Origin of the sequence: Chryseobacterium shigense (assembly GCF_900156575.1) — a bacterium.
GTDB lineage: Bacteria > Bacteroidota > Bacteroidia > Flavobacteriales > Weeksellaceae > Chryseobacterium > Chryseobacterium shigense.
In genome coordinates this window covers 702616-728322 of the sequence record NZ_FTNY01000001.1, presented here as the reverse complement: position 1 = coordinate 728322, position 25707 = coordinate 702616, and the positions used below count along the sequence as shown (strand labels likewise).

Below are 25707 nucleotides of genomic sequence, written 5' to 3'. Positions count from 1 at the left end.
TGGTTAGGGAGCATTTTTTGTTTAATACAGATCTGTCAAATATAAATTACCAGCAAAGATCGGGTGATGGGCATCTGTTTGGGAGGGTAACATAAGATAAACATTCCCCAGTGTCACAATTAGCCTCACAGCATATTTTTACTCCGGAACCCATAATCTGGCTCAAATTTTCTCTGCTTAGTTTTTTAATCGATTTTTTCATGTTTAGGTGATTTAATATTGTTTTCAAATATAATATTAAATCCAATATCATGGATTACTTTAATGAAAAATAAACCTATAAAATGCGGATATCATTGAATTTGTCCTCTCCAAACTTGTCCTGAAACTTTTTAAGGTAAAAGCTTTTACGCATCTGAAAATCATGTTTCAGCAGAGGAGAATCTATTTTGATGATGATACATTTATCCTCAATACCAACGCTTCTGATTTCATTAAAAAGACTTTCATCAAGATATTCTCCCAGGAAATCTTTAATTTCAAAAGCAATCAGCTTATGCTCAAAGCCATGAATCCTCGCAAAAGATTTTACGAGTTCTGAGGATTGAAATTCACGTTTTTTATTCCTTTTCATTTTACCTCTAAGTATTGGGTTTTGATTCCTGCTGTATTAAAGAACTTTTCCAGCAGTCCGTAAATATTTTCACAATAAAAATCTTCTTCAAATAGATTCTTTGGTTCTTGCTTATTTCCATCGCATTCAAAACATAGTTCGAGATATGCGAAAACCTGATCATTTTCATCATAAAACAATACCGCATTTCTGGGAAAATAACATCCTGATTCGGATAACAGTCCTGTGGTATATCTGCTACAGGTATTATGCATGATATCAGTCAGCTGCCGGATTTCCAAAAGATTCAAATTCTTTTGCTGCTGAATGCCATTCAGATTTTCAGTCCCAAGAATAGTTTCTAAACGAACAGGTTTCTTTCTGTTTTCGTATTTCTTTATGGCCAAAGAATCATCAGGAGGTGGAGGGGTATCAACAGGTTCTCTCTTAAAATCCAGATTGTAGGATATCAGCTTTATTTTGGAGGTTTTTTTAAAAGGAAAGCTTTTAATACTATTGGAAAACGGTTTGGGTTTAAAATTTTTTTTAATGAAACTGCTACCTGCTTCATTAGGAGCGGGCGGTGCTTTTCTTTTCTGTGCAAATGATAAAGAAAATAAAAGCAAAATGATCAGGCAAGTGATATTTTTAATCATAATTCGAAAATTATGCTTTCTTCGTTGATTTTCTTCACAACACTTTCAGTTCGTTCCCTGTGTGTATCTGTAATGAAAATTTGCCCGAAACTTTCCTGATTAACCAGTTCGATCAACTGGGAAACCCTGGTATCATCGAGTTTGTCAAAGATATCATCCAACAGAAGGATGGGCGTCTTCTTCGTTAATTCTTTTACAAGGCTCATCTGTGCGAGCTTTAACGAAATCAGAAAAGATTTCTGCTGTCCCTGTGAACCTATTTTCTTGATCAGTACCTGATCCATTTCAAATAAAAGATCATCTTTGTGAATCCCTTTTGAGGTATAGGTAAGCATACGGTCTTTATCAAGACTTTCTGTTAAAAGCATCTGAAAAGCCCTCTCAGGATCTGCCGAATTAAAACTTTCAATGAGGTCAGATTGGTATTGTACCGAAACGGTTTCTTTTCCTCCTGAAATAATCCTGTAAAAATTCTGGACGATGGGCCCAAGCTTTTCAACAAAATTTCTTCTTTTGAGGAAAATACGGGTCCCATACTTACTGATGGGAGCATCATAGATTTCCAGAGAATCCTTATCCCAGGTTCTGTTTTTGGCAAAATATTTCAGCAGCGCATTTCTTTGCTGTACTGTTTTTTGATATTGTATCAGATCAAAAAGATATTCCGAATCAGTCTGAGAGATCATAGAATCCAGAAATTTTCTCCTGCTTTCTCCCGAATCCGAAATCAGATTGGAATCATAAGGTGAAATCATGACGCTCGGCAGGTATCCGATGTGATCCGCAAGCCGGTCATAGCTTTTATCATTCTTTTTAATGATCTTTTTAGCTTCTTTGGGCTGGGAGATTTTAATGATATCTTCACTGTCTTCATTCTGAATCTCGGCATCAATGGTGAAGAAATCTTCCTCCCTTTTAATATTGTTGACATCCGTATTTCCTAAAAAACTTTTCCCTACGGACAAATAATGCAGGGCATCCAGAATATTGGTCTTTCCGGTACCGTTGTTTCCTACAAAACAATTAATCTGTGGAGAAAATTCGAACTTCTTCTCCGAATGGTTTTTGAAATTGTAAAGGGAAAGCTTTTTGATAATCATTCGTCAAAAATACTCCAATATTAGCAGAAATAAAAAAGGAAGTGCAGAGCATGTTTCTATCCAGAACGAAAAATAAGTATCATCTCTTTTATTTTCAGAGAAATAGATAAGAATAAATGTAATGATTACCGAAAAGAAAAATGCAGCGCCATAAAGCATTTTAAGATAAAAAATGGCGATCATAATACTGATGAAGACCAGAATATAGGCAATGTATTTCGTATTCTGAACACCGATTAGCCTGGGAAAGGTCTGGACCGTATCACTTTTCATATCGCGGATATCAAAAGGCAGCACCAGTGCTGTAATGTAAAAGAAACTTATCAGAAATAACGGAATACTGAATTCAGGAAGCGTAAGCCAGCAGTTGACCAGCGCCCACACCAGTCCTACATAAAATACTTTCAGTAATGGAATCTTCCTGATGTAGACATCCAGGAAAAAACTATTATACAAAAGTCCCAGAACGACAATAATAAACCATTTCAGAAGTCTTACTTCATTGTGATTATGGATGATGAGAAAAGCACAGATAACGCCTGCTCCTGCATTCAGAAGCAGTATTTTGAAAAAGTGCTTGGTATACTGATATTTAGTGTAAATATATCCGCTGAAATAAGTGATGAAAATTAATAGAATTGTAGGGAAACGGAATGTGTTTTGCTCTTTCATGAAAAATACTGCAAAAAGAGTTCCCATCAGGGAGACATAAATCTGGCTGTCAATGACCGTTTTTTTCAGTATTTTTAAGAAATTCATTTATCAAAAATAACATATATGAAAAGATTTTCCAAGATTTTTATGCTTTTGCTTCTAATGCTGAGCTTTTCCATGGCTTCGGCGCAAAAATATTATGACGACCAGTGGAAAAAAGTGACGGACAATAGTGCAAAAGGCAGCTATAAATCTAATCTTCCCATCATTTTAGACATACAAAACCATGCCATGAAAGAAAATAATGCTATTCAGCTTATTCGTTCCCTGAAAGCGGAATTCAGTGTTGTGAATCTTACTGTAGACGACGAAAAAAATGATGCTGCTTCAAAGTTTTTTACAAAACTTCAGGGTGCAGATTCCCAATTGAAAGGTGAAGAGAAACTGGTGTACGCCATTCTTCTGAACGGTTTTTTCATGGATTATTATAACCAGCATTCATGGGAAATAGAATCGAGAACGAATGTCAATACACAGGATTTATCACAGATTGAAACCTGGAGTAAGCTTGATTTTAAAAACTACCTGAAAAAAAGCTATCAGCAACTTGATCAGCAGAAGCAGGACATGAAAAAGGTGATTCTGACGAAGTACAAAGCTATTTTTACCGATAGCAAGGATATAGCCTATTTCCCGACTTTGCTGGATTGGTATTCTATGAAAAAGATCAGTTTTCTTTCCGAAAACAGCCTTTTTACAAAAAATGAACTGGCGGAAAACAGAACACAGATCAATGCCACTTTTGATGAACTGATTGCTCAGAACAGCGGAAATCCTAAGCTGTATTTCATGAAGGAAAAGCTAACGGAAAACTGTAACTACAATCAGTGCAAAGACAAACTGGAACAGCTTCAGAACCTTTTGAAAGCTGATGTGGAAGGAGATTACAAGGTGATTGTCATGGAAGACATCATGAACGAACTGATTGCTAAAAAGAAGGACAAAGAAGCTTTGGCTATTGCTGATCAGGCAAAAAAGCAATATCCGAAATCGCCATTTATTGAAAACATAAAAAATAAAGAGAATCAGATCACGAATCCTTTGCTCACGATTAAATATGAGCAGCAGACTCAGAACAATCTGCCTGTTCATTTTGTAGCGGACCATAAGAATGTGAAAGAATTTTCATTAAACATTTATGAAGTAAAAGAAGACTTTACAACTTTGATGCAATATGTACAGAATTCTTACAACAATACTTTTGGGAATGTGAAGAAAAATCTTGTCAGAAAAGAAACTTTCCAGCTTGATGATGCGAAAGATTATCAGGTACATAAAACCTCACTGGAGATCAAGCCTCTTCCTTCAGGAATCTATGTTGTAGAATACTCCGTAGCAGGATCTGATGCAAAAGACAGCAATGCAAGACAGAATTTCTACTTCTTAGTTTCAGGAAACAAAGTGATCTACCAAACAAAAACAGACAGAAACCAGCTTTCCAATGCCCTGAAATTAGTCAGCAGTGAAAATGGAAAACCTGCAGCTAATGAAAGTCTTACTTTTTATGAATTTGTTGCCAATAAAACCTTAAATAAAATCGACGGAAAAACGGATGCGAACGGTGTTTTTAAATTCCCTTCTACAGCAAGCAACGAATATTACAGAACGTTTTTGATCCGCCAGCCTAAAACCAATGATTTCCAGATCATGCAGGTCTATGGAAACAACGGAAATGTGGAAAACGCCGAAAATTACAATCCCAATAAACAAACCCTTACCCTCGCTCAGATCTTTACGGACAGAGCGATCTACAGACCGGGACAGACCGTTTATTTTAAAGTCATTAATACAAAAATTGATAAAGAAGTAGAATCTGTAACTTCAGGTTTAAAACAAAAAATAACTCTTCTGGATGCCAACAGCCAGGAAGTGTCTTCGCAGAACTTTACAACGAATGAGTTCGGATCTTACCACGGAAGTTTTATCCTTCCAAAAGGCCAGCTGAACGGTGTTTTCTACCTAAGAACAGATGTAGGGAGTCAGGGGTATAAAGACCTCAGAGTTGAGGAGTACAAGAGACCGAAATTTGAAGTGACTTTTGATCCTGTAAAAGAAGAATACAAATACGGACAGACCATTGAACTGAAAGGAAAAGCAATGATGTTCTCCGGAGTTGCTCTGAGCAACACGACCGTTAATTATGAGATCAAAAAACACAACATCAGATGGAGATATTTCTGGTGGTACCCCCGTGGAAACGATAATGAAAACTCGATTCTTGGCGAAGCTAAAACCAACGAGAAAGGAGAATTCGTTATCCGTCTTGATCTAAAAAAAGATGAAAAGCTGGAGGGAATCCAGATCGATAACTACGAGATCAATGCTTCGGTAACAGATATCAACGGTGAAACGCAGTCTGCCAATACCCAATTGAAAGTAGCTTCAGTTTCTCACTACATCAAAGCAAATGAAATCAAAAATACATTCAGTGATGAAAATGTAAAATTAAAGGTAGAAACCTTAAATTACAACGAACAGGATCTTAAAAAATCTTATAACGTTAAACTCTCAAAACTTCAGACTCCAAACAGGATTTTCAGAGATAACTTTGCCCAGGAAGTGCAGGATCTTCCGAAATACACCAAAGAAGAATTCATCAGCAAATTCCCGCACGATCTGTTCGACAAAACCGAAGAAACCAAAAACTGGAAAGCTGAAAAGGTTATTTCCGAAAAGCAACAGCAGTCTACTACAGAATTGGATTTAGGAAAACTGGAAGCAGGTGATTATCAGTTGGAGCTCTACAATATCGAAGGGAAAGACACGATAAAATCATCTCAGAATTTCAGTATCTGGGATAAAGGATCTTTAAAACCTTCGCAAAAAACCTTCCTGACCGTTATCGAACCTAAGAATGAATTTTCAAGAGGAGAGAAGGCTAAGGTGTATGTCTATTCAGCAGTGCCGGATGCCCTTGTAAATGTATTTATTCAGGATGGTTCAGGGAAAACAGTTTCTGAAGTACACCAGATGAAGAAAGGCGTTCTGGAATACACCACAGATATTCCTAAAGACAAAGGAATATCCGCATTGAATATCCAGTTCCAGATCGCAGCATACAATGATTTACAGACCCAGGCGGTGACTTTAAAAATAAAAGATACTGAACAGCCTGTAAAAATTGAAACAGTAACGTTCCGGGATAAACTTGAGCCCAACTCCAAAGAAAAATGGACGGTAAAAGTTTCAGGAAATGATAAAGAAAAAGTCAATGCTGAAGTGCTGGCCAATATGTACGATATGTCATTGGATCAGTTTGCTGCTAATACTTTTAGCTGGCAGAATTTATATGCACCTTATTCTATCGTGACTTCTTATGATATGAGACAGTATCTGCTTCAGCAATACTATCAGAAAAGATTGAAATATTACAACGGAAAATATGTAGATATACCCAACTTTAACTGGTTGGATGGAGATCTCTATCAAATGAGCAATGCAATTTATAGTACTGATGCTATGGTAGAAGGAGTGAAGAGTACCGCGTATGCACCAGCGCCTCCGGCACCTATTGCAGCACGGGCTAAAATGGCCAGAAAAATGGAAGTCGCGGAAGTCAAAGAAGAAGCGCAGGCTGATGCAGCAGGATCTTTAAATGAAATTGCAGAAGTAAAAGAAAACTTGGAAAAAGTTACCGTACGTCAGAACTTAAACGAAACCGCATTCTTTTATCCTGATCTGAAAACAGATGCAGAAGGAAATGTAAGCTTTGAGTTTACCTCTCCCGAAGCATTGACCAAATGGAAACTGATGTTTCTGGCTCACACCAAAGATGCCAGAGCAGCTGTATTGGAAAAACAGGTAGTGACACAGAAAGAATTCTCAGTGACTCCAAATTATCCAAGATTCCTGAGAGAAGGAGACGAACTTAATCTTCAGTCGAAACTGTCCAATCTTACCGATAAAAAACTAAGCGGTTCAGCAGAGCTTCAGATTCTGGATGCCTTTACGAATGAAAATATTTCTTCTCAATTCGGTATCAACGCAGGGACGCAGAATTTTAATTTAAATGAAAAAGGAAACAGCGCGTTGACATGGAAATTAAAAGTTCCGAATAATGTCTCTTCCATTATATTAAAAGTCGTAGCCAAAGCAGGGGCTTATTCAGATGGTGAACAGCAAGCGATTGCCATACTTCCGAACAGAATGCTGGTGACCGATGCCGTACCGGTTTTTGTAAAAGAAGGGGAAACGAAAACCTTTGTTTTAGATAATCTTAAAAATACAAATTCTACCACGATCACCAATGTGTCGAATACGCTGGAATTAACCACGAATCCGATCTGGGAAATCATGTTTGCATTGCCAAGTCTGAAAAACGATCAAAACAGCTCTTCTGATGTGATCTTTAACAAGTGGTTTGCCGATGTACTGGCTTCTGAGATTTTTAAAGCCAATCCAAAAATGAAAACCGTTTTTGAAGAATATCAGAATAAAGGATTGCTTACTTCAAATCTTGAAAAGAATCAGGAACTGAAACAACTTTTACTGGAAGAAACTCCCTGGGTACTCGAAAGTAAAAATGAAGGCGAGCAGATGCAGAAGCTGGCCCTGCTATTTGATGCCAACACCATGAGAAATTCAATCAATCAGGATTGGAGCGATCTTAAAAAACTACAAAACCCGGACGGGGGATTCTCATGGTATCCCGGATATCCAAGTTCTTACGGGACATCGCTATATATTCTTAAAAACCTGGGTAAGATCAATACCTGGTTAAAAGAGAATGCGAAAGAATATCAGAGCTCAGATCAGCAGGAATTGGTGGCTAAATTGGTTCAGTATGCCGATAATGAGATCGATAAATACTGGGATGCGAAGAAAGGTGATATCTGGAACAACTGGGCGATAGATTATCTTGATACCCGAAATTATTGGGAAAAACAATATCCTTTAAAAGGAAAAGGAGCCTCACTGAAAACACTGGTAAAACAGAAAGCGAAAACAGCGAAGATCACAGATTTCACTTTCTTCGGACTTCACCGTGCCGCTTTATTGATGAATGACTATGGCTTAAAAGACGTTTCAGATAAATTAATGAACTACCTGAAAGAAACATCCACTGATACAAAAACCCAGGGCGTTTACTGGAAACAAAACCTGAACGGCTGGGGATGGTTTGGATCTAAAGTCGTGAATCATGCAGGAGCTTTAGAGGCATTTAACAAGTTGAAATCCAACGATCAGAAATTCGTCGAAGACATGAAGATCTGGCTGATCACCCAGAAGGAAGTGAATTCATGGGGAAGCTCAAGAGGGACTTCAGAGGTCATCTTTACCATCTTAAACTCAGGGAAATCCTGGACATCTGCGGAAAGCGATAAAGCAACCATCGTTTGGGGCGGAAAAGAATTGGCTCCGCAAACCCAGGCTACAGGCTATGTGAAATCAACAGTGAAAACTGATGCGGTAGACAAAAACTTAGGAACCGTTACCATTACCAAACCTGGTCCCGGAATTGTTCAGGGAGGATTGTTCTGGCAGTATTATGAAGACCTGGATAAAATCAAATCTTCTGAAAACTATATCTCTGTGACCAAAGAACTTTACAAAAAAGTGAAAACAGTCAATGGAGAAGAGCTTCAGAAAATTTCAGCAGATACGCCTTTAAAAATAGGTGATAAAGTTACCGTAAGAATGATTTTGAATACAGACAGAGCAATGGAATTCATTCACCTTAAAGATATGCGTGCTGCTGGATTTGAACCTACAGATGTATTGTCCGGTTATCAGTGGAAAAACAGTTTAGGCTACTATCAGTCTACCAAAGATGCTTCCACGAATTTCTACATCCAATACATGCCAAAAGGAAAATACGTCTTTGAATATGACGTGATCTCCAATGCGGCAGGGAAGTTTTCCAATGGAATCACCACGATGCAGAATTACTATGCACCGCAGATGAATGCCCATACAAAAGGAAGCAATGTTCAGATTTTGGAATGATTTTTGGCTGTAGGGAAGTAGTAAAATTTTTAAAATAAAATAAAATGAGATTTTCAAAAACTTTAATGACGGGACTGATTATGTTGGCAGGTGTAAATGCTTTCGCACAAAAGAAAGCAGAAAAGTTTGAAAAGCTGGAGATTGAAATGTTCCCTAAAGCTAAAGAAGGCTTCAAGCAGGTATACATTCAGTTGCCTGTTGCAAAAAATGAAAACGATTTAAAAGTAGAGTTTTTTGTAGGGGCAGAAAAATTGCTGGATTGCAACAAACATTTTTTAATGGGGAATGTAAAAACCCAGGATCTTCAGGGTTGGGGATACAACTATTATGAAGTAGAATCTACTGGTGAAACAGGAGGGACTTTAATGGCCTGCCCTGATCAGAAGAAAACAAAGAAATTTGTGACCCTTCAACCGGAGATCGTAAGATACAACAGCAAGCTGCCTTTGGTATTCTATGTACCGAAAGATCTTGAAGTACGTTACCGTATTTTGCGTCCTGATACTAAAATGAAATCAGCGGTTCAGAGATAATCTGATCACCTTAAATAATGAACTCCTCACATTTTGTGGGGAGTTTTTTGTTTGTCAGATGATCTGTTCCGTCGAATCATCAGATATTTGTTCCCCAGATCGGTTTGATTAGGAAGATTTAACCTTTATCATGTCGTGAATTATTAACCACAAAGGCCACAAAGCTTTTCTAACCCTTTAGTTTATCTGAAGTAAAAATTCATCCTGAAAACAAGAGCACTTGAGTTTTGCAAAAAATTAAAATTTTTATTTGTTACAATGAAAAATTTGCCATATCTGTTTAATCCGCTAGAAAATATATACGCAATCATCTGTATCCGTCCGTGAAATCCATGGTTAATATTTTTCACGCAGATCACAAGGGTTTCTCAGATAAATCTTGAAATACTACAGATAGCATAATTATAAAATTTCAATATTTTGAATCATAAATTTTATACACTTTTTGATCTGTGTGATTTGAGAAATCTACGGGAACTAAAAATTGAACCATTAAGACGATATGAAGTTTTTAAGAATATTAAGAATAGCTCTGCTTTGAGAGCAACGCTTAAAAAAATCTTTAGATTTTCTTTTAACTATTCTTATCTGCTTTACTCATCTTAATGTTTCAAAAAAAGGATTACATATAATTAGAAAGACCAATATCCCGATGAATAAAAGATAATTCAATATTTTTTCAATTAAAAAAAAATTAAATTATGGTTAAACGGATCTTATATGCTGATCATCATGAGAGCGTTAAAACTAAACACTTTTTAAACTTAATTTAAATTCACCGTATTGGCGAGTTATCTTCAGCGATTTAACAAATTTTTGCATTATATTTGTTATAAACATAAACCATGAAAAACAATTTATTGATTTTTACGTTTAGTTTTCTGACTTTCCCTGCTTTTTGTTGGGCGCAGTCTGTGCCGGACTTTAAGGAACTTTTAGACAGTGCCATGGTTCGGGATTCCGATCTCAAAATGCAGATCACCCAAAACAAACTCACAGATCTTGACGAGCACAAACTGAAAGACATCTTTCTTCCTACCCTGGAAGTAAGCGGACAGGTCGGATATCTAAATGCCACAGCGAGACTGACGTCGCCGGAAATAAATCTGGCACCTTTTATCAATATTCCCGAAGGAAGCTTTAACAATAATCTCAATGTTTCCGGGTTTTCAGGAATAGCCAAAGCAGATGCTAAAATGCTTCTCTACTCAGGCGGAAAAGTAAAGTACCTGAAAAAAGCCATCGAGGAAAAGAAGATCTCCGAAGATATTCTCCTTGAAAAAACAAAAGATGATGTCATTGCCAATATTTCAAAAGCATACGACCAGCTGGCTCTGATTCATCAGTCTAAAAAAGTTCTCGATGAGAGTAAAAAAAGACTCGATATCAACCGGAAAACAGCCGATAAAGCTTTAGGCTATGGCCTGATCACCCCGTACGATCATAAAAAAATAGAATTGGCACAAGCCACACTGAATGCCAAAATGGTGGAGTATGAGGGAAAAAAAGAACTCCTTCTTACCCAGCTGTATATTCTGACTGGCATCAGTAAAGAACGTCTCAAATTGATCGATCCGGTACTTGTTCCCGTAGAACTCTTATCTTCGGAAAAAGGAATCGAGGAAAGAGCTGAGGTTCGTGCACTGGAACATGGTATAACGGCTGCAGACTACAGAATAAAAGCGGAAAGAACCTGGATGATCCCCAAGGTACAATTAATGGCTTCTGCCTATTATATCGGGCTTTATGGAAGCCGTATCAAAACCTCAGAAAATGTAATTCCCGCAGTTCCGGCTTTAGGATACGAAGGGGCTAAACTGGACTGGAGGCCTACCAATATCAATGTACTTCCTTTGTTAACGGCTGGGGTAGGTTTTAAATGGGAGATCTTCGACGGAAAAGAAGGAAAACATGCAGAAGAGACCGCAAAAGTTGGAAAAGAAGTTCTTCAGAACAAAAAAGAGGATGCCTTAAAAAAATTAACCCTTAATCTGGCTAATAATCAGACCAATTACGATATTGCAACCGCTCAGATCACTTTAAAAGCCAAAGAAAAAGAGCTTGCTAAAAATGCACTGGTTCAGGCTGAAAAAGAATTCAGGTACGGAATGAGCAAATCATCTCAGCTCATTGATGCAGAAAATGATCTTGAACTGGTAGAACTCGAATATCAGAATGCTCTTTTTAACCAGAGAAGAGCCGGAATAGAACTCATGAGATCGACTCAGGAACTTGATATTACCAAACTTTATTAATCCCTTACCATTACAATCATGCATAAAAATAGATTCATAGTCTTTGCTGTTCTTTTTCTAGTAGGGAGCTGCAGTGAAAAAAAAGAAAACCTTAATGATTCAGAAGGTAAGACCAAAAAAGAGGTGATTTCTTTTGCTCCCAAGGTGACAGGAAGGATCTTAAAAATATACGCAGCTGAAGGCCAGACCGTAAAAAAAGGGGATACTCTGGCATTGCTCGATGTCCCGGAAGTGTCTGCAAAAATTGCCCAGGCTCAGGGCGCGGTAAGTGCTGCAACCGCTCAGGAGCAAATGGCAAAAAACGGAGCTACCGCAGATCAGCTGAGACAGCTTCAGGCTAAATACAAAGGTTTGAAAGAACAATATGAATTTGCTCAGAAATCCTTTAAAAGAGCCAATAATATGTACCGCGACAGCCTGATGTCTCCACAGGCATACGATGAAATTTATGCAAAAATGCAAGGAGCAAAAGCCCAGTATGACGCTGTTGTAGCAGAGCTGGATGATGTGCAGAGAGGAACGCGTGTAGAAAAAGTAGAAATGGCGGCAGGACAAGCTTCGCAAGCCAAAGGTGCCCTTCAGGAAGCCAATGTAGCCTATTCCGAAAGATACATTATCGCCACCAATGATATGGAAATCGAAACCATCAGCCTGAATACGGGAGAATTGGCTACCGCTGGTTTTGCATTATTCAACGGATATATTCCCGAGAGTACCTACTTCAGATTCACAGTGCCTGAAAGTGCAATCTCTAAATATAAAAAAGGGCAGACGGTCAATATGCAGGTGGTTTATAGCAAAGAAATGCTTAGCGGAACCATTGTCTATATCAAACAGCTGACAAGATATGCAGACATCACTACCGCTTATCCGGATTATCAGTTGCAGGATGCGGTTTATGAAATCAAAGTAAAGCCTTCTGACATGAATAAAGCTAAAAGTATATTGGTGAATGCTAATGTTATCCTGAAATAATTATGAAAGAATTTTTCCGACTTTTAAAACGGGAGTTCAAGCTTTTTATAGGCAATTCTACCCTAAGGACCGTATTTTTTCTGGCTCCGGTATTCTATGCCACATTATTGGGCTTCGTGTACAAAAGCGGAAAAGTAGAAAATACACCGGTACTGGTGATCGACAGAGATAATACTCCTTTGTCCAGTCAGCTGACCGATATGCTGGATGACAACAAAAGCATCAGTATCATTAAATATGCCCGGGAACCCTTCAGCATAAAAGATGAGGTGATAAGACATGAGGCAGCGGCAGTCGTGATCATTCCATCAAGGTTTGAAGCAGAAATGCTTCAGAAAAAATATCCCGAACTGAATGTATATATTAATACCGGAAACGTTCTGACCGCCAATTTTGCCTCCAAGGCCCTTCAGCTTACCATAGGCACTTTTTCTGCCGGAGCATCAATCAAGGCCCTTCAGAAAGCCGGAATGCCAGCGACAAAAGCAGCGACCCAATACGAACCTTTTAAAGCCAATTACATTACGCTTTTCAATACTACAGGAAATTATCTTATTTTTATGTGGCCGGCCATGCTGGCTGTAGTCCTTCAGCAGGTTATTCTTCTGGCGATGGCGGTAAGTTTTGCCGCCGAGTTTCAAAGAGGATCTTTTGTAAAAGAATACGCGAAGATGAAAAGATGGGCTTTCCCGACCATGCTGATCAAAGTGATTCCTATCTGGATCTTTTCCATTCTTATTGTAGGGATTTATTATTTTATGCACATGATTTTCCATGTTCCGATGCCGGAAGGAATATTTAATTTTATCCTTCTTACCGCAGTATTTGTCGGCTCCGCATCATTTTTAGGCGTATTCATCAGCATATTGATTCCTGATGCTTTAAAAGCGACCCAAATCCTGATGGTCATTGCATCTCCTGCATTCATCATCAGTGGATTCACCTGGCCATTGAGTGCAATGCCTGCTTTTGTGCAGTGTATCGCTAACATTATCCCTTTAACCCCTTTTCTTCAGGCCTTTAAAATTCTATTGATACAGAAAGGCTCTGTGGAACTTACCTTCCCTTATTTAAAACATTTAAGCATTTTGCTGGTAGGGTATGCGATCATTGGTTGGATTGCGTTAAAGATCAAACTCTGGTTTATTTTTAAAAAAGCCACTCCGGAAGAGAGTCCAGAAGTTATAGGGGAATAGAGTTGTAGTATTTAGGAAGTGGACTATTAAACTTTAGTTTTATCTATCCAAAATTCACTATTGGCAAGCAACCATTCAACCATCAACGTGCAACTAATAACTTTAAACTGACAACTCGAAAACACGGCACCATTTTTTTTATCCCCCTGTAAAAATCAAAAGAAAAAACTGATATATTTGCTTTCACATAATTAGACATAATATGGAAAATGTATTTGATGCAAAAGATGCTCAGAACTATATTGATAGGATAAATAATTTGGTGGAGGATACCCACGGATTATGGGGGAAAATGACGGTTGATCAGATGCTTGCACACTGCAGTGTATCATATGAAATGGTGTACGAACCGGAAAAACATAAAAAACCGGGCTCTATCGCCAAATTTATTTTAAAAACATTTGTAAAATCTAAAGTGGTAGGAGAAAAAGCATATCCCAGAGATTCTCCGACAGCCCCCCAATTTTTAATTACCGGAAGAAAAAACTTTGAGGATGAAAAGAAAAGACTCATCGGCTTTATCCAGAAAACACAACAGCTGGGCCCTGAAGCGTTTGATGGTAAAGAATCATTTTCTTTTGGAAAATTGAAATCTACCGAGTGGAATAATATGTTTGCAAAACATCTGAATCACCACTTATCCCAATTTGGAGTTTAAATAACACAATATGAAAAAAATTTTATGGATCCTCATTCTTGCCTGCAATTTTGCATGGGGGCAAATGCCTGATATTTCAAATGTCTGGCTGAACAACAGTAAACCTTACATTGGAACCATTGGCAACCGGGGACAAGAACTGAAGCTGAAAGTCAATATTTCCGAGCAGAACCAAAAGAATGATCAGGAATATTTTATTTCCGGCTACTCTCTTGTGGACGATCACTATACAAACTACGAGGGAAAAATCACCATTACAAAATATAAAGATTCCAAAAACAAAGGCGTAGTTTTCGGGGAATATGAACTTGCAGAAGAAGCTAAAGGAAAGCATTCCGGTATTTTTAAAGGGAGATTTGTTTATACCTTCAAGTGGAATAAAAAAACCGAAAAAGTAGAAGCGCAGTACATAGAATTGATTGGAGATTGGAAAAGTTATGATGGGAAACTGGACTTCAAAACCCGTTTGAAAAATCAATAATCATGGTAAGACGAATACTTGCCGTTCCTGCCGGACTGATTGCGGGAATTATCTGCATTACTATCATTGAGAAAATAGGCCATCAAATGTATCCGCCGCCTGCAGGTGCCGGAAGTGATGATATGGTAGCGATGAAAAACTATGTGGCACAAGCTCCTTTTATGGCGCTGTTCTTTGTGATCATGGCTTACGCGGTGGCTGGTTTCGTAGCTGGATTTGTAGCATCCAAAGTGGCCAGGAACGGAAAACATACCTCTGCGGCAGTCTGTGGAGTTATTTTTCTGTGCATAACCCTCTATATGATGGCTTCTCTTCCAACTCCGATCTGGTTTTGGGTGCTGGGAATAGCAGTGTGGGGACTCGTGTTTGCAGGAAGTAGATTAGCTTTAAAAACAAAAAAAATATGAAACTGGGAGCATTTTCAATCAGCTTAAGTGTAAAAGATCTTCAGAAGTCTAAAGATTTTTACGAAAAATTAGGCTTCTCTGTAATGGCTGGTACAACGGAACAGAATTATCTGATCATGAAAAACGGAAGTACTCTGGTCGGCCTGTTTCAGGCGATGTTCGACGGAAATATGCTGACTTTCAATCCTGGATGGGACGAAAATGCCCGGAACCTGGAATCTTTTGACGATGTTCGTGATATTCAGAAACATTTAAAAGAAAACGGAGTGGAACTTGAGAAAGCTGCCGACGAAAGTACCTCAGGACCGGAACATATCTTCCTGAAAGACCCGGACGGAAACATGATCTTAATAGACCAACACAGATAAGCTAATGATGAAAATATTAAAAAGAATTATACTCGTTCTCGGTTCCATCCTTATTTTATGGATGGTCGTAGCCGCTTTTATCTCAGGAGACTGCGTGTATGAGAAATCAATAACCATCAATGCTCCGGCAGAAAAGGTATGGCAGCAGACCAATACACTAAAAGCAATGGATCAATGGAGCCCATGGAATGAATTAGATCCTGAAATGAAAAAAGACTGGACCGGAACTACAGGGCAGCCAGGTGAAAAAGTGTGCTGGGACAGTCAAAATGATGCTGCCGGGAAAGGTTGCCAGGAAGTGAAAAAAGTAGATGCAGCCGGGAAAAGAATAGATACGGAGATTAAATTTTTAACTCCTTATGAAAGTGAAGCCAATGCCTACGTGAAAATTGTTCCGGAAGGAAACGGAAGCAAGGCGACTTGGGGATTTACATCTAAGATACCCTATCCTTTCACGGTAATGAAAGTGTTGATGAATATGGAAGATGCGATTGGAAAAGATTATCAGAAAGGGCTTTCAAAATTGAAAGAATTATCTGAAAAACCTTAGTCAAAAACTTATTAAAACTTAACTCAAAAAAAAATCAATCATGGCAACAGTAAACGTTTATTTGACATTTAATGGAAACTGCAAAGAAGCATTTGATTTCTATAAATCAGTTTTCGGGGGAGAGTATCCTTACATCGGAACATTCGGGGAAATGCCTCCAATGGAGGGTAAAGAAACTTCTGAAGAAGATAAAAATAAGATCATGCATGTTTCTCTTCCTATCTCCAAAGAAACCATCTTAATGGGCAGTGATACGGCCGGAGACTGGTCGTCTCAGCTAAAAGAAGGGAATAATTTCGCGATTTCCATCAATGCGGAATCTAAAGAAGAAGCCAACCAGTTATTCAACGGACTTTCTGCCGGAGGACAGGTAACCATGCCGTTGGCGGATACTTTTTGGGGAGCCTATTTCGGAATGTTTACCGATCAATTTGGCATCAACTGGATGGTCAACTATGACGACCCTGCTAAAGTACAGCAACATCCTTAAAACTCATTCTTTGTATAAAAAATAGAAGTAAAACTTACCGGCGGAACTATCTGCCGGTTTTCATTTATGACCCAATTTATTCTAAAAATTTTTAAATTTGGAGAGCCGATGATAGGGATTAGGTTTTGTTGATAAAGCCTCCGGCATAAAAAAACAAATATGAAATTTACAATCGAACAAATTAAAGCAGAACATCAGAAAGTAAAAAGTGGAGCCGATTTCCCACAATACATTCAGGCGATAAAGAAACTTGGCGTTTCAGAGTATACAGTTTCCGTTGCTGATGGCGGTATAGACTATTTTGATAAAGAAAATAACTCTGTTTCTACACGAGGTAAAGATGATGGAGTAAGAAGTATTTCAGGTATCGTTAATCTTGATCAGTTTAAAATAAGACTAAAGCTTCATCAGCAGGGAGGGACGGATTATCTCACATTTTGCCATGACTGCGTAGAAAATGGAGTTGAAGGCTGGAAAATGGATTTAAATGCCATGATCTGTACTTATCTTGATAGAGAAGGCAACGAAATCCTGGCAGAACAGATTCCCGGTTAATATACAGAGCGGTATGTGTTTAAGCATTGCTTATTTGTCATAGGCTTAAAGCATTTTTGTTTGCAATTATTGATTTAAATTATTAATTTTGTTATGTACGATAGATAATAGTAATTGAATTTATGAAAAAGATATTGACGAAGCTGGCATTTACAGTATTAAGTCTCGGATCCGTAGCTGTTGCTGCGCAGAAAAGTGATCTGGGAGCATGGTATATGTATTTTGGAAATAATAAAATCAGTAAGAAGCTGAATTTACATAACGAAATCCAATACCGGAACTTTGATGCCGTAGGAGATCTAGAACAATTGTTGATCCGTACAGGAATCGGGTATGATCTCACTGAAAACAATAATAATGTTTTGTTGGGATATGGATTTATTTTAAGCAGACCTTATGTAAATGGTGAAAAAACAGAGAATATAGAGCACCGGATTTTCCAGCAGTTTATTACCAGGCAGAAGTTCGGACGTTTTAATCTTCAGCACCGGTACCGTTTGGAAGAACGTTTTTTACAGGACGATTTCAGGATGAGATTCCGTTATATGGTGGGACTGAATATTCCCATCACCCAGAAAGAAATGCTGCCCAAATCCCTCTACGCTTCAGTGTATAATGAAATATTCCTGAGTTTTGATAGTCCCGTTTTCGACAGAAACAGAGTATACGGAGCTTTAGGATACGTAATTAATAAAAACATGAGAATAGAAGCGGGCTATATGAATCAGCTTCAGGAAAACAGGAATCGTGGGCAGATCCAGATCGGTTTCTATAATAATATTCCTTTCAATAAAAATTAATACAGACAGTCTTTGCCGGATGCCATGATGAAGAAAAAACGGTTAGTTTAGATCTATAATCAACAGATAAAAAACAAATAAACACAATATGCATTCAGGGAAAAGATTTGGAGCGGTGGAGTTCGCGATTTGGACAAGACGCAGTATTTATGTATTAACCGTATTGTCGGCTATACCTACAGTTTTGTATTTTTTAGGGTGGAAATTTGTTTCTATTCCTTGGCAGCCGATTGCTATTCTGGGAACAGCAGTTGCCTTTATCGTCGGTTTTAAAAACAATGCAAGTTACAGCAGACTTTGGGAAGCCAGACAGATTTACGGCGCCATTATCAATGATAGCCGTAGTTTTGGATATATTCTGAGAGATGCTCTTTCAGCAAAAGATCCCCAAAAAGTAAAAGAAATGTTTCACCGCCATTACGCATGGCTTACCGCACTTCGTTTTCAGCTCCGCGAGCCCAGAACTTGGGAGAATATGGGAACCGCGCAATATGACGAATATTCTAAAAAATATGAGATCCCGGAAAGGCTGACGAAGATTGATGATGAACTGAAAAAGTACCTTTCCGATACAGAGCTTCAACATATTTTAAGCAAAAAAAACAGGGCAACACAGTTAATGGCGAGTCAAAGCAAAGAAGTGGCCGAAGCATATGCCAGAGGAGATCTCAATGATTTTCAATGGACTCAGATCAATCAGCAGCTCGTGAAATTTACAGACGATCAGGGAAAAGCAGAAAGAATTAAAAACTTTCCCTATCCGAGAAACTTCTCATCAATTACTACCTATTTATTGCTGCTTTTCATTCTTTTTGTCCCTTTTGGATTACTGAAAGAGTTGGATAAATTGGGAGAAGGAACCGCTCTCGAAGGATGGACATTATGGTTTAATATTCCATTTTCATTAATGGTAACCTGGTGTTTTCATACCCTCGACAGTGTAGGAGAAGCTTCTGTCAACCCTTTTGAAGGCAGCCCGAATGACGTGCCGATTACCCAGATCAGCCGTACCATAGAGATTGACATGAGAGATATGCTGGATGAATCCGATCTTCCTCCTGCCATTACTCCAAAGAACAATATTGTACTCTAAAGGGTAACGATAAAGCTAAAGGCTAAAAGTAAAAAGCTTAGATGAAAATCTTCGGTTTTCTTGCGCCTTAAAAATATTCACCTTAGACAACCTTGTACCTTTGTGATAAACCCCAAAAAAAGGTTCAGTTGATCTGAAAGTTAACACCTTTAGTTTAACTAAACTCAAAAAATAACGTAAAAAACAACTCAAAATGATTCACAGTTATGTTATCATATCCATCGCAGTCTTGCTGTCTGTGATGATATTGGTGATGATAGGACAAAAGCTCAAAGTAGCTTATCCCATCTTCCTCGTGATTGCCGGTCTTCTGATCAGCCTGATCCCGGGAATGCCACATATTGAAATAGAGCCTGATCTCGTATTTCTTATTTTCCTTCCTCCCATCCTGTTCGAGGCCGCATGGTTTACCTCATGGCAGGATTTTCATAAATGGAGAAAACAGATCTTTTCGATGGCTTTCGGGCTTGTATTTCTGACTTCAATTGTCGTGGCATACCTTTCTTCTTCCATTATACCAGGACTTACCGTTGCGATGGGGTTTCTGTTAGGGGGCGTAAATTCTCCACCGGATGCAGTGGCAGCCACTTCAGTCTTAAAACATATGAAGATTCCTAAAAAGATCACGAGTATCCTTGAAGGTGAAAGTCTGATCAATGACGCTTCCAGTTTAATTGTATTTAAATTTGCCCTAGCAGCTGTAATTTCAGGTCAGTTTATCTGGAGAGATGCTATTCAGGATTTCTTTTTGATGGCTGTGGGTGGAGTTGTGATAGGGGTTGCTACGGGATTGTTATTTGGTGCTTTGTTGAGAATTATTCCTTCCAACTCCAATATTGACACCGTCATTACGCTGATCGTTCCGTACATTATGTATGTAGGGGCTGAACATTTCCATTTTTCGGGAGTATTGGCTGTAGTGGCAGGAGGGCTTCTGATGTCTTACAATTCGCATTGCTACCTCAGCCATACCTCCAGGATACAGTCCGGAAATGTATGGAGTGTCCTCATATTCCTCATGAACACAATTATCTTTATCCTGATCGGTCTTGAGCTTCCTGTAGTGGTAGCCGCCATGAAGGACTATACCATTTCAGAAGGAATATTTTACAGTGTAGTGATTGGCGGCGCTATTATTCTCACCAGATTATTGTACAGCTACGCTGTCATGTATTTTCCAAGGCTGTGTTCTAAAGAATTGAGGCTGAAAATTCCAAAACCGGACTGGCGTGAACCTTTCATTATCAGTTTTGCTGCCATGAGAGGAGTGGTTTCATTGGCTGCCGCACTTTCCATTCCGGCATTTTTACCCAATGGAGATGCCTTTCCTCACCGTAATATCATTTTATTTGTAACTTTCATTATCATATTAATTACATTGGTAGGACAAGGGCTTCTTCTGACTCCGATCTTAAAATGGTTAAAAATAGATGATGCCGGAAGCGAACTGCCGGAAGAAAAACAGGAGGTGATCCTGATGCGAAAGCTTAAAGAAACAGCATTGCACAAACTGGAAAATGATTTTTCCGATCTGGCAGTAACCAATACGCTGGTACGTCATCAGAAACACAAACTGGAAACCGAAATGATGTTGATGGCAGATAAGGCACAGTGTATGGCTTCAACCGGAGATTATGTGAATGCAATCAACGAAAACAAGGATGTGCTCCGCCAGATCATTCAGGCCCAAAGAAATGAGTTGCACCGGATGAAAAAGGAGAAAATATTCGATGATCATGTGATGAGATCTATAGAAATGCAGCTGGATTTTGATGAAGCAAAAATTACAGGATTTTCGCATAGTTAAATCTCAATTTAAACTGATATTATGAGTATACCAATCACTGTTCAGTACAAAATAAACGCTTCCGTCGAAAAAATATGGAAGGCACTGACCGATAGGAATGAAATGAAATCCTGGTACTTTACGATCCTGGATTTCGAACCGGAGCAGGGAAAAGAGTTTGATTTCTACGAATCCTGCGAAGGTGGCAAATACCTCCATCGTGGCCGTATTTTGGAAATAATTCCCAACAGCAAACTAAAGCATAGCTGGTCTTATCCCGAACTTTCGGATGCGGTAACAACAGTGACATGGGAGCTTAAGCCCGACAACGGCGGAACATTAGTAAAGCTGACGCATGAAAATATTGAAGGATTCGATGGTCTGGGAGAAACATTTTCCAGAGCAAGCTTTACAGAAGGATGGAATTCAATTATAGGACAGCGTATGAAGAACTATGTAGAAGAATAGAACGAATGATTGAACTTCAAATTTTTAAAACCCAAGATGCTCCTGAGCTGATCTCCAAAATAAAAGACAAAAGAGCACTTCTTCAGTTTGCAGGCCCTGCTTATCTCTTTCCACTGACCAGAGAACAGCTGGATAATGATCTGAACAACGAAAACAGATTCATGTTCAGGATTTTTGATACAACAGAACAAAATACTATTGGTCACGCTCAGATTTTTTTAAAAGAAGATACTTTTCTGCTCGGGAGAATCCTGATCTGGGATGAGAACAACAGAGGAAAAGGCTACGGAAAGAAAACGGTAATGGAATTGCTGCAATATGGTTTCAATACCTTTGACAGAAAAACGGCAGAACTTAATGTGTACGACTGGAATACCGGAGCAATTGAATGCTATAAAAAAGTAGGTTTTGAAATTGATCCTGACCTTATGAACGAAGCCAGCATCGATAACGAGATTTGGATTTCCATCAATATGAAGATCAGTAAAAATGCTTTTGAATCCGGAAAATTATGACATTTACAGCACTTTGCCCCATCCTCTGGACAGAAAGTATAGATGAAACGATAGCGTTTTATACCCAAGTTCTAGGGTTTACTTTAATGGACAGAAATGAAGAATGGCAATGGGCATCACTTAAGAAGAACGAGGTACTGATCATGCTTTCGCAAAACGGCTATGAAAAACCCAATGGAATAGGCTTCACAGGCTCATTGTATTTCAATGTAGATAATGTTGATGAACTTTGGGAAGATCTTAAAAGAAAAGCGAAAGTTTGTTACGAACTTGACACTTTTGAATGGGCAATGAGAGAGTTTGCGGTCTATGATAACAACGGTTATCTGTTACAATTTGGCCAGGCTGTGGATAATATTGGCAATACGGAATAAATTTTGCTATTTTTGGGGAAATATTTAGAAATTCAATGAAAAAGAATATCATAGTAGGTTTAGCGGTGGTTTTGATGCTGGCGTCTTGTAATAAAGATGAAAAGATCCTGAACACGCTGAATGAATATAATAATACAATGGTAGAAAAAGGATATCATTTCGGTGATCAACTTGAGCTTCCAAAAGAGGTAACGGAAAATGCAGAAAGTATCAGCATCAGTTTTGGAGACAAAGAAACTTCAAATTTAACAGTCGATCCTAAATTCTTCACCTTAGGCGACAATGCCGTTACTTTTAATATTAAAACAAAAGGAGGAAAAACTCTGAATCAGGATGCAACCATTAATGTATTTGCAAAAAATCCTGAGAATAATATTGCCTATCAGATCATCGCAGAATATCCGCACGATCCGAAGAATTTTGTACAGGGCTTCCAGATCGAAGGGAATACCATTTACGAAAGTGACGGGCAAAACGGTTCTTCTCAAATCCTGAAATATACTTTAGGAACCACAACTCCGTTAGCCTCTACAAAACAGGCACAGGAAGATTTCTCTGAAGGAAGTACGATCGTGGGAGATAAAGTGTACCAGCTGACATGGCAAAGTAAGAAAGGATATATTTATGATAAAAGCACTCTTAAACTCCTTTCCGAATTCGCTTATCCAAATGTTTTAGGCGAAGGTTGGGGACTGACGTATGATGGGAAAAACCTGATTGCATCAGACGGAAGCAAGCTTTTGTATTTCCTGGATGCCAACAACCCTTCAAAACTGATCAAATACGTAGCAGTAGCAGGAAGTTCACAAATTTATGACCAGCTGAACGAGCTTGAATACCACAACGGATTTATCTATGCCAATGTATGGCAAAAACCTGTAGTATTGAAGATCAATCCTGCAACGGGAGAAGTCGTAGGAACATTTGACTTTACAGATATCGCAAAACAGAATACCAAAGGAAGTGATGACGTATTGAACGGAATTACTTTCAAAGGCGACAATATGCTTGTAACCGGTAAAAACTGGCCGAAGATCTATGAAGTTCAGATCAAGTAATTAAAATAAAGATTGATCCATAAAAATATAGCGTTCCCCGGGAGCGCTATTTTCGTATAAAGAGTAAAAATTTACTATTTTTGACAAATGATTAAAAATTCATTCAGAAGAAATATCCTGGCCGGTTTAGCGGTTGTTTTCCTGTTGTCATCCTGTAATAACAAAGAGAAAATGCTCGATTCATTGGCTGATTACAATAATGCAAAGGAAACAGGAGGCTATCATTTTGGAGATCAGCTTACACTTCCGAAAGAAGTGACAGATCATGCAGAAACCATTACCATAAGCTTTGGTGAAAAGGAAACTTCAAATTTGACGATTGATCCTAAATTTTTCACATTGGGAGATAACGACGTTACCTTTATCATTAAAACCAAAAGCGGAGAAACCTTAAATCAAGATGCAACCATCAATGTTTTTGCAAAGAATCCTGAACAGAATATTTCCTGCAAAATTGTAGCAGAATACCCTCATGACCCGACCAATTTTGTTGAAGGGTTTCTTATGGAAGGCAATACGGTTTATGAAAGCGCCGGACTGGATGGTGCTTCTAAACTGATAAAATATACTTTAGGTTCATCTGCTCCGGATATTATAGAAAAACAGCCCGCTGATGTTTTTTCTGAAGGTTGTGCTGTAGTAGGAGATAAAATTTATCAGCTGACCTATAAAAATAAAATTGGGTTTGTCTACGATAAAAATTCATTAAAAAAGCTTTCCCAATTTCCGTTACCCAATGTCATCGGAGAAGGATGGGGGCTGACGTATGACGGGAAAAATCTTGTCGCAACCGACGGTTCAAAAAATCTTTACTTTCTGGATGTAAACGATCCTTCAAAGGTCGTAAGAACACTTGCTGTTGCGGGATATGCAGAAACTTATAATAATATTAATGAGCTGGAATACCACAAAGGTTTCATTTATTCCAATGTTTGGCATCAACCGGTTATTCTAAAGATCAATCCGGAAACTGGAGAAGCGGTAGGGAAGTTTGACTTCACCAAATTAACACGGGAAAATGATCAGGGGAACAGCGAACATGTTTTAAACGGAATTGCCTTTAAAGGTGATAATATGCTGATAACAGGCAAAAACTGGTCGAAAATTTATGAAGTTGCTTTTCAATAATTCATTATTCGGAATTCAAATAAAAGAATGTAAATTGCTGACGTTTCACATAGGAAAGTTATCTTTACCAAAATAGATTTTGAGACCACTTTATATCATATTGATCTTCTTTTTCTGTACAGCTTCTGCGCAGAAATCCCTTCCTTTGGATACCCTGAAACTGAAGGAAGCCAAAGATATGCTGGCCGACGATTACGGAAATCTGTATATCTATAAAAATAAAGACTTCAGTTTCACTAAATACGATTCTTTAGGAAAGCAGCTTGGAAAAATGATGCTCACCGTTCCCTATAAAGTACAGTCTGTTCAGAATCCTCTCAGTCTGGCGTTGTTTTCAGAAAATGCTCAGGAAATGAAATTTGTGGACCAGAATATGAACGAAATTCAGAAGGTTGATTTCAAACAAAAATTCGGGTTTATCAAAATGGCCTATGCAGAAGATCTTCAGCAGCTCTGGCTTCTTGATGACAGTACAAAACGCCTCATCCAGTACAATTTCAGAAATGACACGACGATCAACGCTTATCCTTTTGATGTAAGCTTTGATGATCTGATGGATCTTTTGGTCTATGAAACCAAGGTCTATATTTTAACAAGAAAACACCTTAGAATATACTCGCTGAAGTTTGAAAAACTCTTTGAAGCCCCACTGGAAAACGGTAAACGTTTCAGAAGAGAGAATGAAGCTGTTTTGATTGTTGCAGACAATGCGATTCTGAAATACGATCCTGAAAAAGGAATGGTGAAAGTTTTTGAAGATAAGGATGCACAAATTGTGGATAAAAACATTCTTTCTTATTTTGAAATCAAAGCCAACAAACTCTATATTTACAGCCTGGAAAAAATAAAGGAAACTAAACTGCAGACAGAACCCGAAAACAAGCAGGAAACTGCACCACCGGTAACAGAGCCATCTGAAAAAACGGCGGAGGAAGAAGGTAAGAAAACAGAGGAAGAAAAAAAGGAATCCATTGAGAAAGCTCCTGATCATACATTACAGAAGCTGATAGAGGATACTTCCGAAGTTCAGGCTGCAGGTGTTTAGACC

25 protein-coding genes are annotated in these 25707 nt (G+C 38.3%); 21 read left to right on the top strand and 4 right to left on the bottom strand.

The window, feature by feature from the left end; translation table 11 throughout:
* Positions 1–277 precede the first annotated feature (277 nt).
* Genes BW964_RS03385 through BW964_RS03370 form a run of 4 tightly spaced genes read right to left on the bottom strand, consistent with a single transcriptional unit; the run spans position 278 to position 3068 of the window.
* Positions 278–574 (bottom strand): DciA family protein, encoded by a 297-nt coding sequence (locus BW964_RS03385; RefSeq protein WP_076504680.1) that lies wholly within the window; start codon positions 572–574, stop codon positions 278–280.
* Complete coding sequence (locus BW964_RS03380) at positions 571–1209, bottom strand: hypothetical protein (protein WP_076504678.1); 639 nt, start codon at positions 1207–1209, stop codon at positions 571–573. The genes BW964_RS03385 and BW964_RS03380 overlap by 4 nt, the downstream gene beginning before the upstream one ends.
* Complete coding sequence (recF, locus tag BW964_RS03375; RefSeq protein ID WP_076504676.1) at positions 1206–2309, bottom strand: DNA replication/repair protein RecF; 1104 nt, start codon at positions 2307–2309, stop codon at positions 1206–1208. Before recF ends, BW964_RS03380 begins: the two co-directional genes overlap by 4 nt.
* A gap of 3 nt (positions 2310–2312) precedes the next feature.
* A complete protein-coding gene (locus tag BW964_RS03370; protein WP_076504674.1) occupies positions 2313–3068 on the bottom strand; it encodes a UbiA prenyltransferase family protein in 756 nt (251 codons plus the stop codon).
* 18 nt (positions 3069–3086) lie between these two features.
* Between BW964_RS03370 and BW964_RS03365 the strand changes: the two genes are divergently transcribed.
* The 21 genes from BW964_RS03365 (at position 3087) to BW964_RS03265 (ending at position 25704) form a co-directional block, all read left to right on the top strand.
* The gene (locus tag BW964_RS03365) at positions 3087–8969 is read left to right on the top strand and encodes an alpha-2-macroglobulin family protein (RefSeq protein WP_076504672.1); all 5883 of its coding nucleotides are present in this window, start codon (positions 3087–3089) and stop codon (positions 8967–8969) included.
* A 44-nt stretch (positions 8970–9013) separates the two neighbouring features.
* Complete coding sequence (eco, locus tag BW964_RS03360; protein ID WP_076504670.1) at positions 9014–9502, top strand: serine protease inhibitor ecotin; 489 nt, start codon at positions 9014–9016, stop codon at positions 9500–9502.
* Between the two features lie 845 nt (positions 9503–10347).
* Entirely contained in the window at positions 10348–11757 is a 1410-nt protein-coding gene (locus BW964_RS03355; RefSeq protein ID WP_076504668.1) for a TolC family protein, read from the top strand.
* Between the two features lie 18 nt (positions 11758–11775).
* A complete protein-coding gene (locus BW964_RS03350; RefSeq protein ID WP_076504666.1) occupies positions 11776–12732 on the top strand; it encodes an HlyD family secretion protein in 957 nt (318 codons plus the stop codon).
* A 2-nt stretch (positions 12733–12734) separates the two neighbouring features.
* Positions 12735–13928: an ABC transporter permease gene (locus BW964_RS03345; protein WP_076504664.1), complete on the top strand. Its 1194-nt coding sequence runs from the start codon at positions 12735–12737 to the stop codon at positions 13926–13928.
* Positions 13929–14130: 202 nt separating this feature from the next.
* A complete protein-coding gene (locus tag BW964_RS03340; RefSeq protein ID WP_076504662.1) occupies positions 14131–14586 on the top strand; it encodes a DUF1569 domain-containing protein in 456 nt (151 codons plus the stop codon).
* A gap of 10 nt (positions 14587–14596) precedes the next feature.
* A complete protein-coding gene (locus BW964_RS03335; RefSeq protein ID WP_076504660.1) occupies positions 14597–15067 on the top strand; it encodes an RNA-binding protein in 471 nt (156 codons plus the stop codon).
* Positions 15068–15069: 2 nt separating this feature from the next.
* A complete protein-coding gene (locus BW964_RS03330) occupies positions 15070–15474 on the top strand; it encodes a hypothetical protein (protein WP_076504658.1) in 405 nt (134 codons plus the stop codon).
* The gene (locus BW964_RS03325; RefSeq protein WP_076504656.1) at positions 15471–15842 is read left to right on the top strand and encodes a VOC family protein; all 372 of its coding nucleotides are present in this window, start codon (positions 15471–15473) and stop codon (positions 15840–15842) included. The genes BW964_RS03330 and BW964_RS03325 overlap by 4 nt, the downstream gene beginning before the upstream one ends.
* Before the next feature lie 4 nt (positions 15843–15846).
* A complete protein-coding gene (locus tag BW964_RS03320) occupies positions 15847–16392 on the top strand; it encodes an SRPBCC family protein (RefSeq protein WP_228432137.1) in 546 nt (181 codons plus the stop codon).
* Between the two features lie 40 nt (positions 16393–16432).
* Positions 16433–16882 carry a VOC family protein gene (locus tag BW964_RS03315; protein ID WP_076504655.1) on the top strand — a complete coding sequence of 150 codons (450 nt, stop codon included), beginning with the start codon at positions 16433–16435 and terminating at the stop codon, positions 16880–16882.
* Positions 16883–17041: 159 nt separating this feature from the next.
* The gene (locus BW964_RS03310; RefSeq protein ID WP_076504653.1) at positions 17042–17437 is read left to right on the top strand and encodes a DUF1398 domain-containing protein; all 396 of its coding nucleotides are present in this window, start codon (positions 17042–17044) and stop codon (positions 17435–17437) included.
* 122 nt (positions 17438–17559) lie between these two features.
* The gene (locus BW964_RS03305) at positions 17560–18237 is read left to right on the top strand and encodes a DUF2490 domain-containing protein (protein WP_076504652.1); all 678 of its coding nucleotides are present in this window, start codon (positions 17560–17562) and stop codon (positions 18235–18237) included.
* 88 nt (positions 18238–18325) lie between these two features.
* Positions 18326–19330: a bestrophin family protein gene (locus BW964_RS03300; protein WP_076504650.1), complete on the top strand. Its 1005-nt coding sequence runs from the start codon at positions 18326–18328 to the stop codon at positions 19328–19330.
* 193 nt (positions 19331–19523) lie between these two features.
* Positions 19524–21137, top strand: coding sequence for a Na+/H+ antiporter (locus tag BW964_RS03295; RefSeq protein WP_076504649.1), 1614 nt, complete (start codon positions 19524–19526; stop codon positions 21135–21137).
* A gap of 21 nt (positions 21138–21158) precedes the next feature.
* Entirely contained in the window at positions 21159–21584 is a 426-nt protein-coding gene (locus BW964_RS03290; RefSeq protein ID WP_076504647.1) for an SRPBCC family protein, read from the top strand.
* 5 nt (positions 21585–21589) lie between these two features.
* Positions 21590–22099: a GNAT family N-acetyltransferase gene (locus tag BW964_RS03285; protein ID WP_076504646.1), complete on the top strand. Its 510-nt coding sequence runs from the start codon at positions 21590–21592 to the stop codon at positions 22097–22099.
* Entirely contained in the window at positions 22096–22473 is a 378-nt protein-coding gene (locus BW964_RS03280; RefSeq protein ID WP_076504644.1) for a VOC family protein, read from the top strand. Before BW964_RS03285 ends, BW964_RS03280 begins: the two co-directional genes overlap by 4 nt.
* Before the next feature lie 35 nt (positions 22474–22508).
* A complete protein-coding gene (locus tag BW964_RS03275) occupies positions 22509–23531 on the top strand; it encodes a glutaminyl-peptide cyclotransferase (RefSeq protein ID WP_076504642.1) in 1023 nt (340 codons plus the stop codon).
* An 87-nt stretch (positions 23532–23618) separates the two neighbouring features.
* A complete protein-coding gene (locus BW964_RS03270) occupies positions 23619–24659 on the top strand; it encodes a glutaminyl-peptide cyclotransferase (RefSeq protein ID WP_076504640.1) in 1041 nt (346 codons plus the stop codon).
* 79 nt (positions 24660–24738) lie between these two features.
* Entirely contained in the window at positions 24739–25704 is a 966-nt protein-coding gene (locus BW964_RS03265; protein WP_076504638.1) for a hypothetical protein, read from the top strand.
* Positions 25705–25707: the final 3 nt, after the last annotated feature.

Coding starts and splice junctions, on each gene's coding strand:
- BW964_RS03330 (WP_076504658.1), top strand. CDS start 15,070: ATGGTAAGACGAATACTTGCCGTTCCTGCCGGACTGATTGCGGGAATT.
- BW964_RS03305 (WP_076504652.1), top strand. CDS start 17,560: ATGAAAAAGATATTGACGAAGCTGGCATTTACAGTATTAAGTCTCGGA.
- BW964_RS03270 (WP_076504640.1), top strand. CDS start 23,619: ATGATTAAAAATTCATTCAGAAGAAATATCCTGGCCGGTTTAGCGGTT.
- BW964_RS03370 (WP_076504674.1), bottom strand. CDS start 3,068: ATGAATTTCTTAAAAATACTGAAAAAAACGGTCATTGACAGCCAGATT.
- BW964_RS03295 (WP_076504649.1), top strand. CDS start 19,524: ATGATTCACAGTTATGTTATCATATCCATCGCAGTCTTGCTGTCTGTG.
- recF (WP_076504676.1), bottom strand. CDS start 2,309: ATGATTATCAAAAAGCTTTCCCTTTACAATTTCAAAAACCATTCGGAG.
- BW964_RS03320 (WP_228432137.1), top strand. CDS start 15,847: ATGATGAAAATATTAAAAAGAATTATACTCGTTCTCGGTTCCATCCTT.
- BW964_RS03280 (WP_076504644.1), top strand. CDS start 22,096: ATGACATTTACAGCACTTTGCCCCATCCTCTGGACAGAAAGTATAGAT.
- eco (WP_076504670.1), top strand. CDS start 9,014: ATGAGATTTTCAAAAACTTTAATGACGGGACTGATTATGTTGGCAGGT.
- BW964_RS03350 (WP_076504666.1), top strand. CDS start 11,776: ATGCATAAAAATAGATTCATAGTCTTTGCTGTTCTTTTTCTAGTAGGG.
- BW964_RS03315 (WP_076504655.1), top strand. CDS start 16,433: ATGGCAACAGTAAACGTTTATTTGACATTTAATGGAAACTGCAAAGAA.
- BW964_RS03380 (WP_076504678.1), bottom strand. CDS start 1,209: ATGATTAAAAATATCACTTGCCTGATCATTTTGCTTTTATTTTCTTTA.
- BW964_RS03300 (WP_076504650.1), top strand. CDS start 18,326: ATGCATTCAGGGAAAAGATTTGGAGCGGTGGAGTTCGCGATTTGGACA.
- BW964_RS03290 (WP_076504647.1), top strand. CDS start 21,159: ATGAGTATACCAATCACTGTTCAGTACAAAATAAACGCTTCCGTCGAA.
- BW964_RS03335 (WP_076504660.1), top strand. CDS start 14,597: ATGAAAAAAATTTTATGGATCCTCATTCTTGCCTGCAATTTTGCATGG.
- BW964_RS03345 (WP_076504664.1), top strand. CDS start 12,735: ATGAAAGAATTTTTCCGACTTTTAAAACGGGAGTTCAAGCTTTTTATA.
- BW964_RS03285 (WP_076504646.1), top strand. CDS start 21,590: ATGATTGAACTTCAAATTTTTAAAACCCAAGATGCTCCTGAGCTGATC.
- BW964_RS03275 (WP_076504642.1), top strand. CDS start 22,509: ATGAAAAAGAATATCATAGTAGGTTTAGCGGTGGTTTTGATGCTGGCG.
- BW964_RS03310 (WP_076504653.1), top strand. CDS start 17,042: ATGAAATTTACAATCGAACAAATTAAAGCAGAACATCAGAAAGTAAAA.
- BW964_RS03385 (WP_076504680.1), bottom strand. CDS start 574: ATGAAAAGGAATAAAAAACGTGAATTTCAATCCTCAGAACTCGTAAAA.
- BW964_RS03325 (WP_076504656.1), top strand. CDS start 15,471: ATGAAACTGGGAGCATTTTCAATCAGCTTAAGTGTAAAAGATCTTCAG.
- BW964_RS03355 (WP_076504668.1), top strand. CDS start 10,348: ATGAAAAACAATTTATTGATTTTTACGTTTAGTTTTCTGACTTTCCCT.
- BW964_RS03340 (WP_076504662.1), top strand. CDS start 14,131: ATGGAAAATGTATTTGATGCAAAAGATGCTCAGAACTATATTGATAGG.
- BW964_RS03365 (WP_076504672.1), top strand. CDS start 3,087: ATGAAAAGATTTTCCAAGATTTTTATGCTTTTGCTTCTAATGCTGAGC.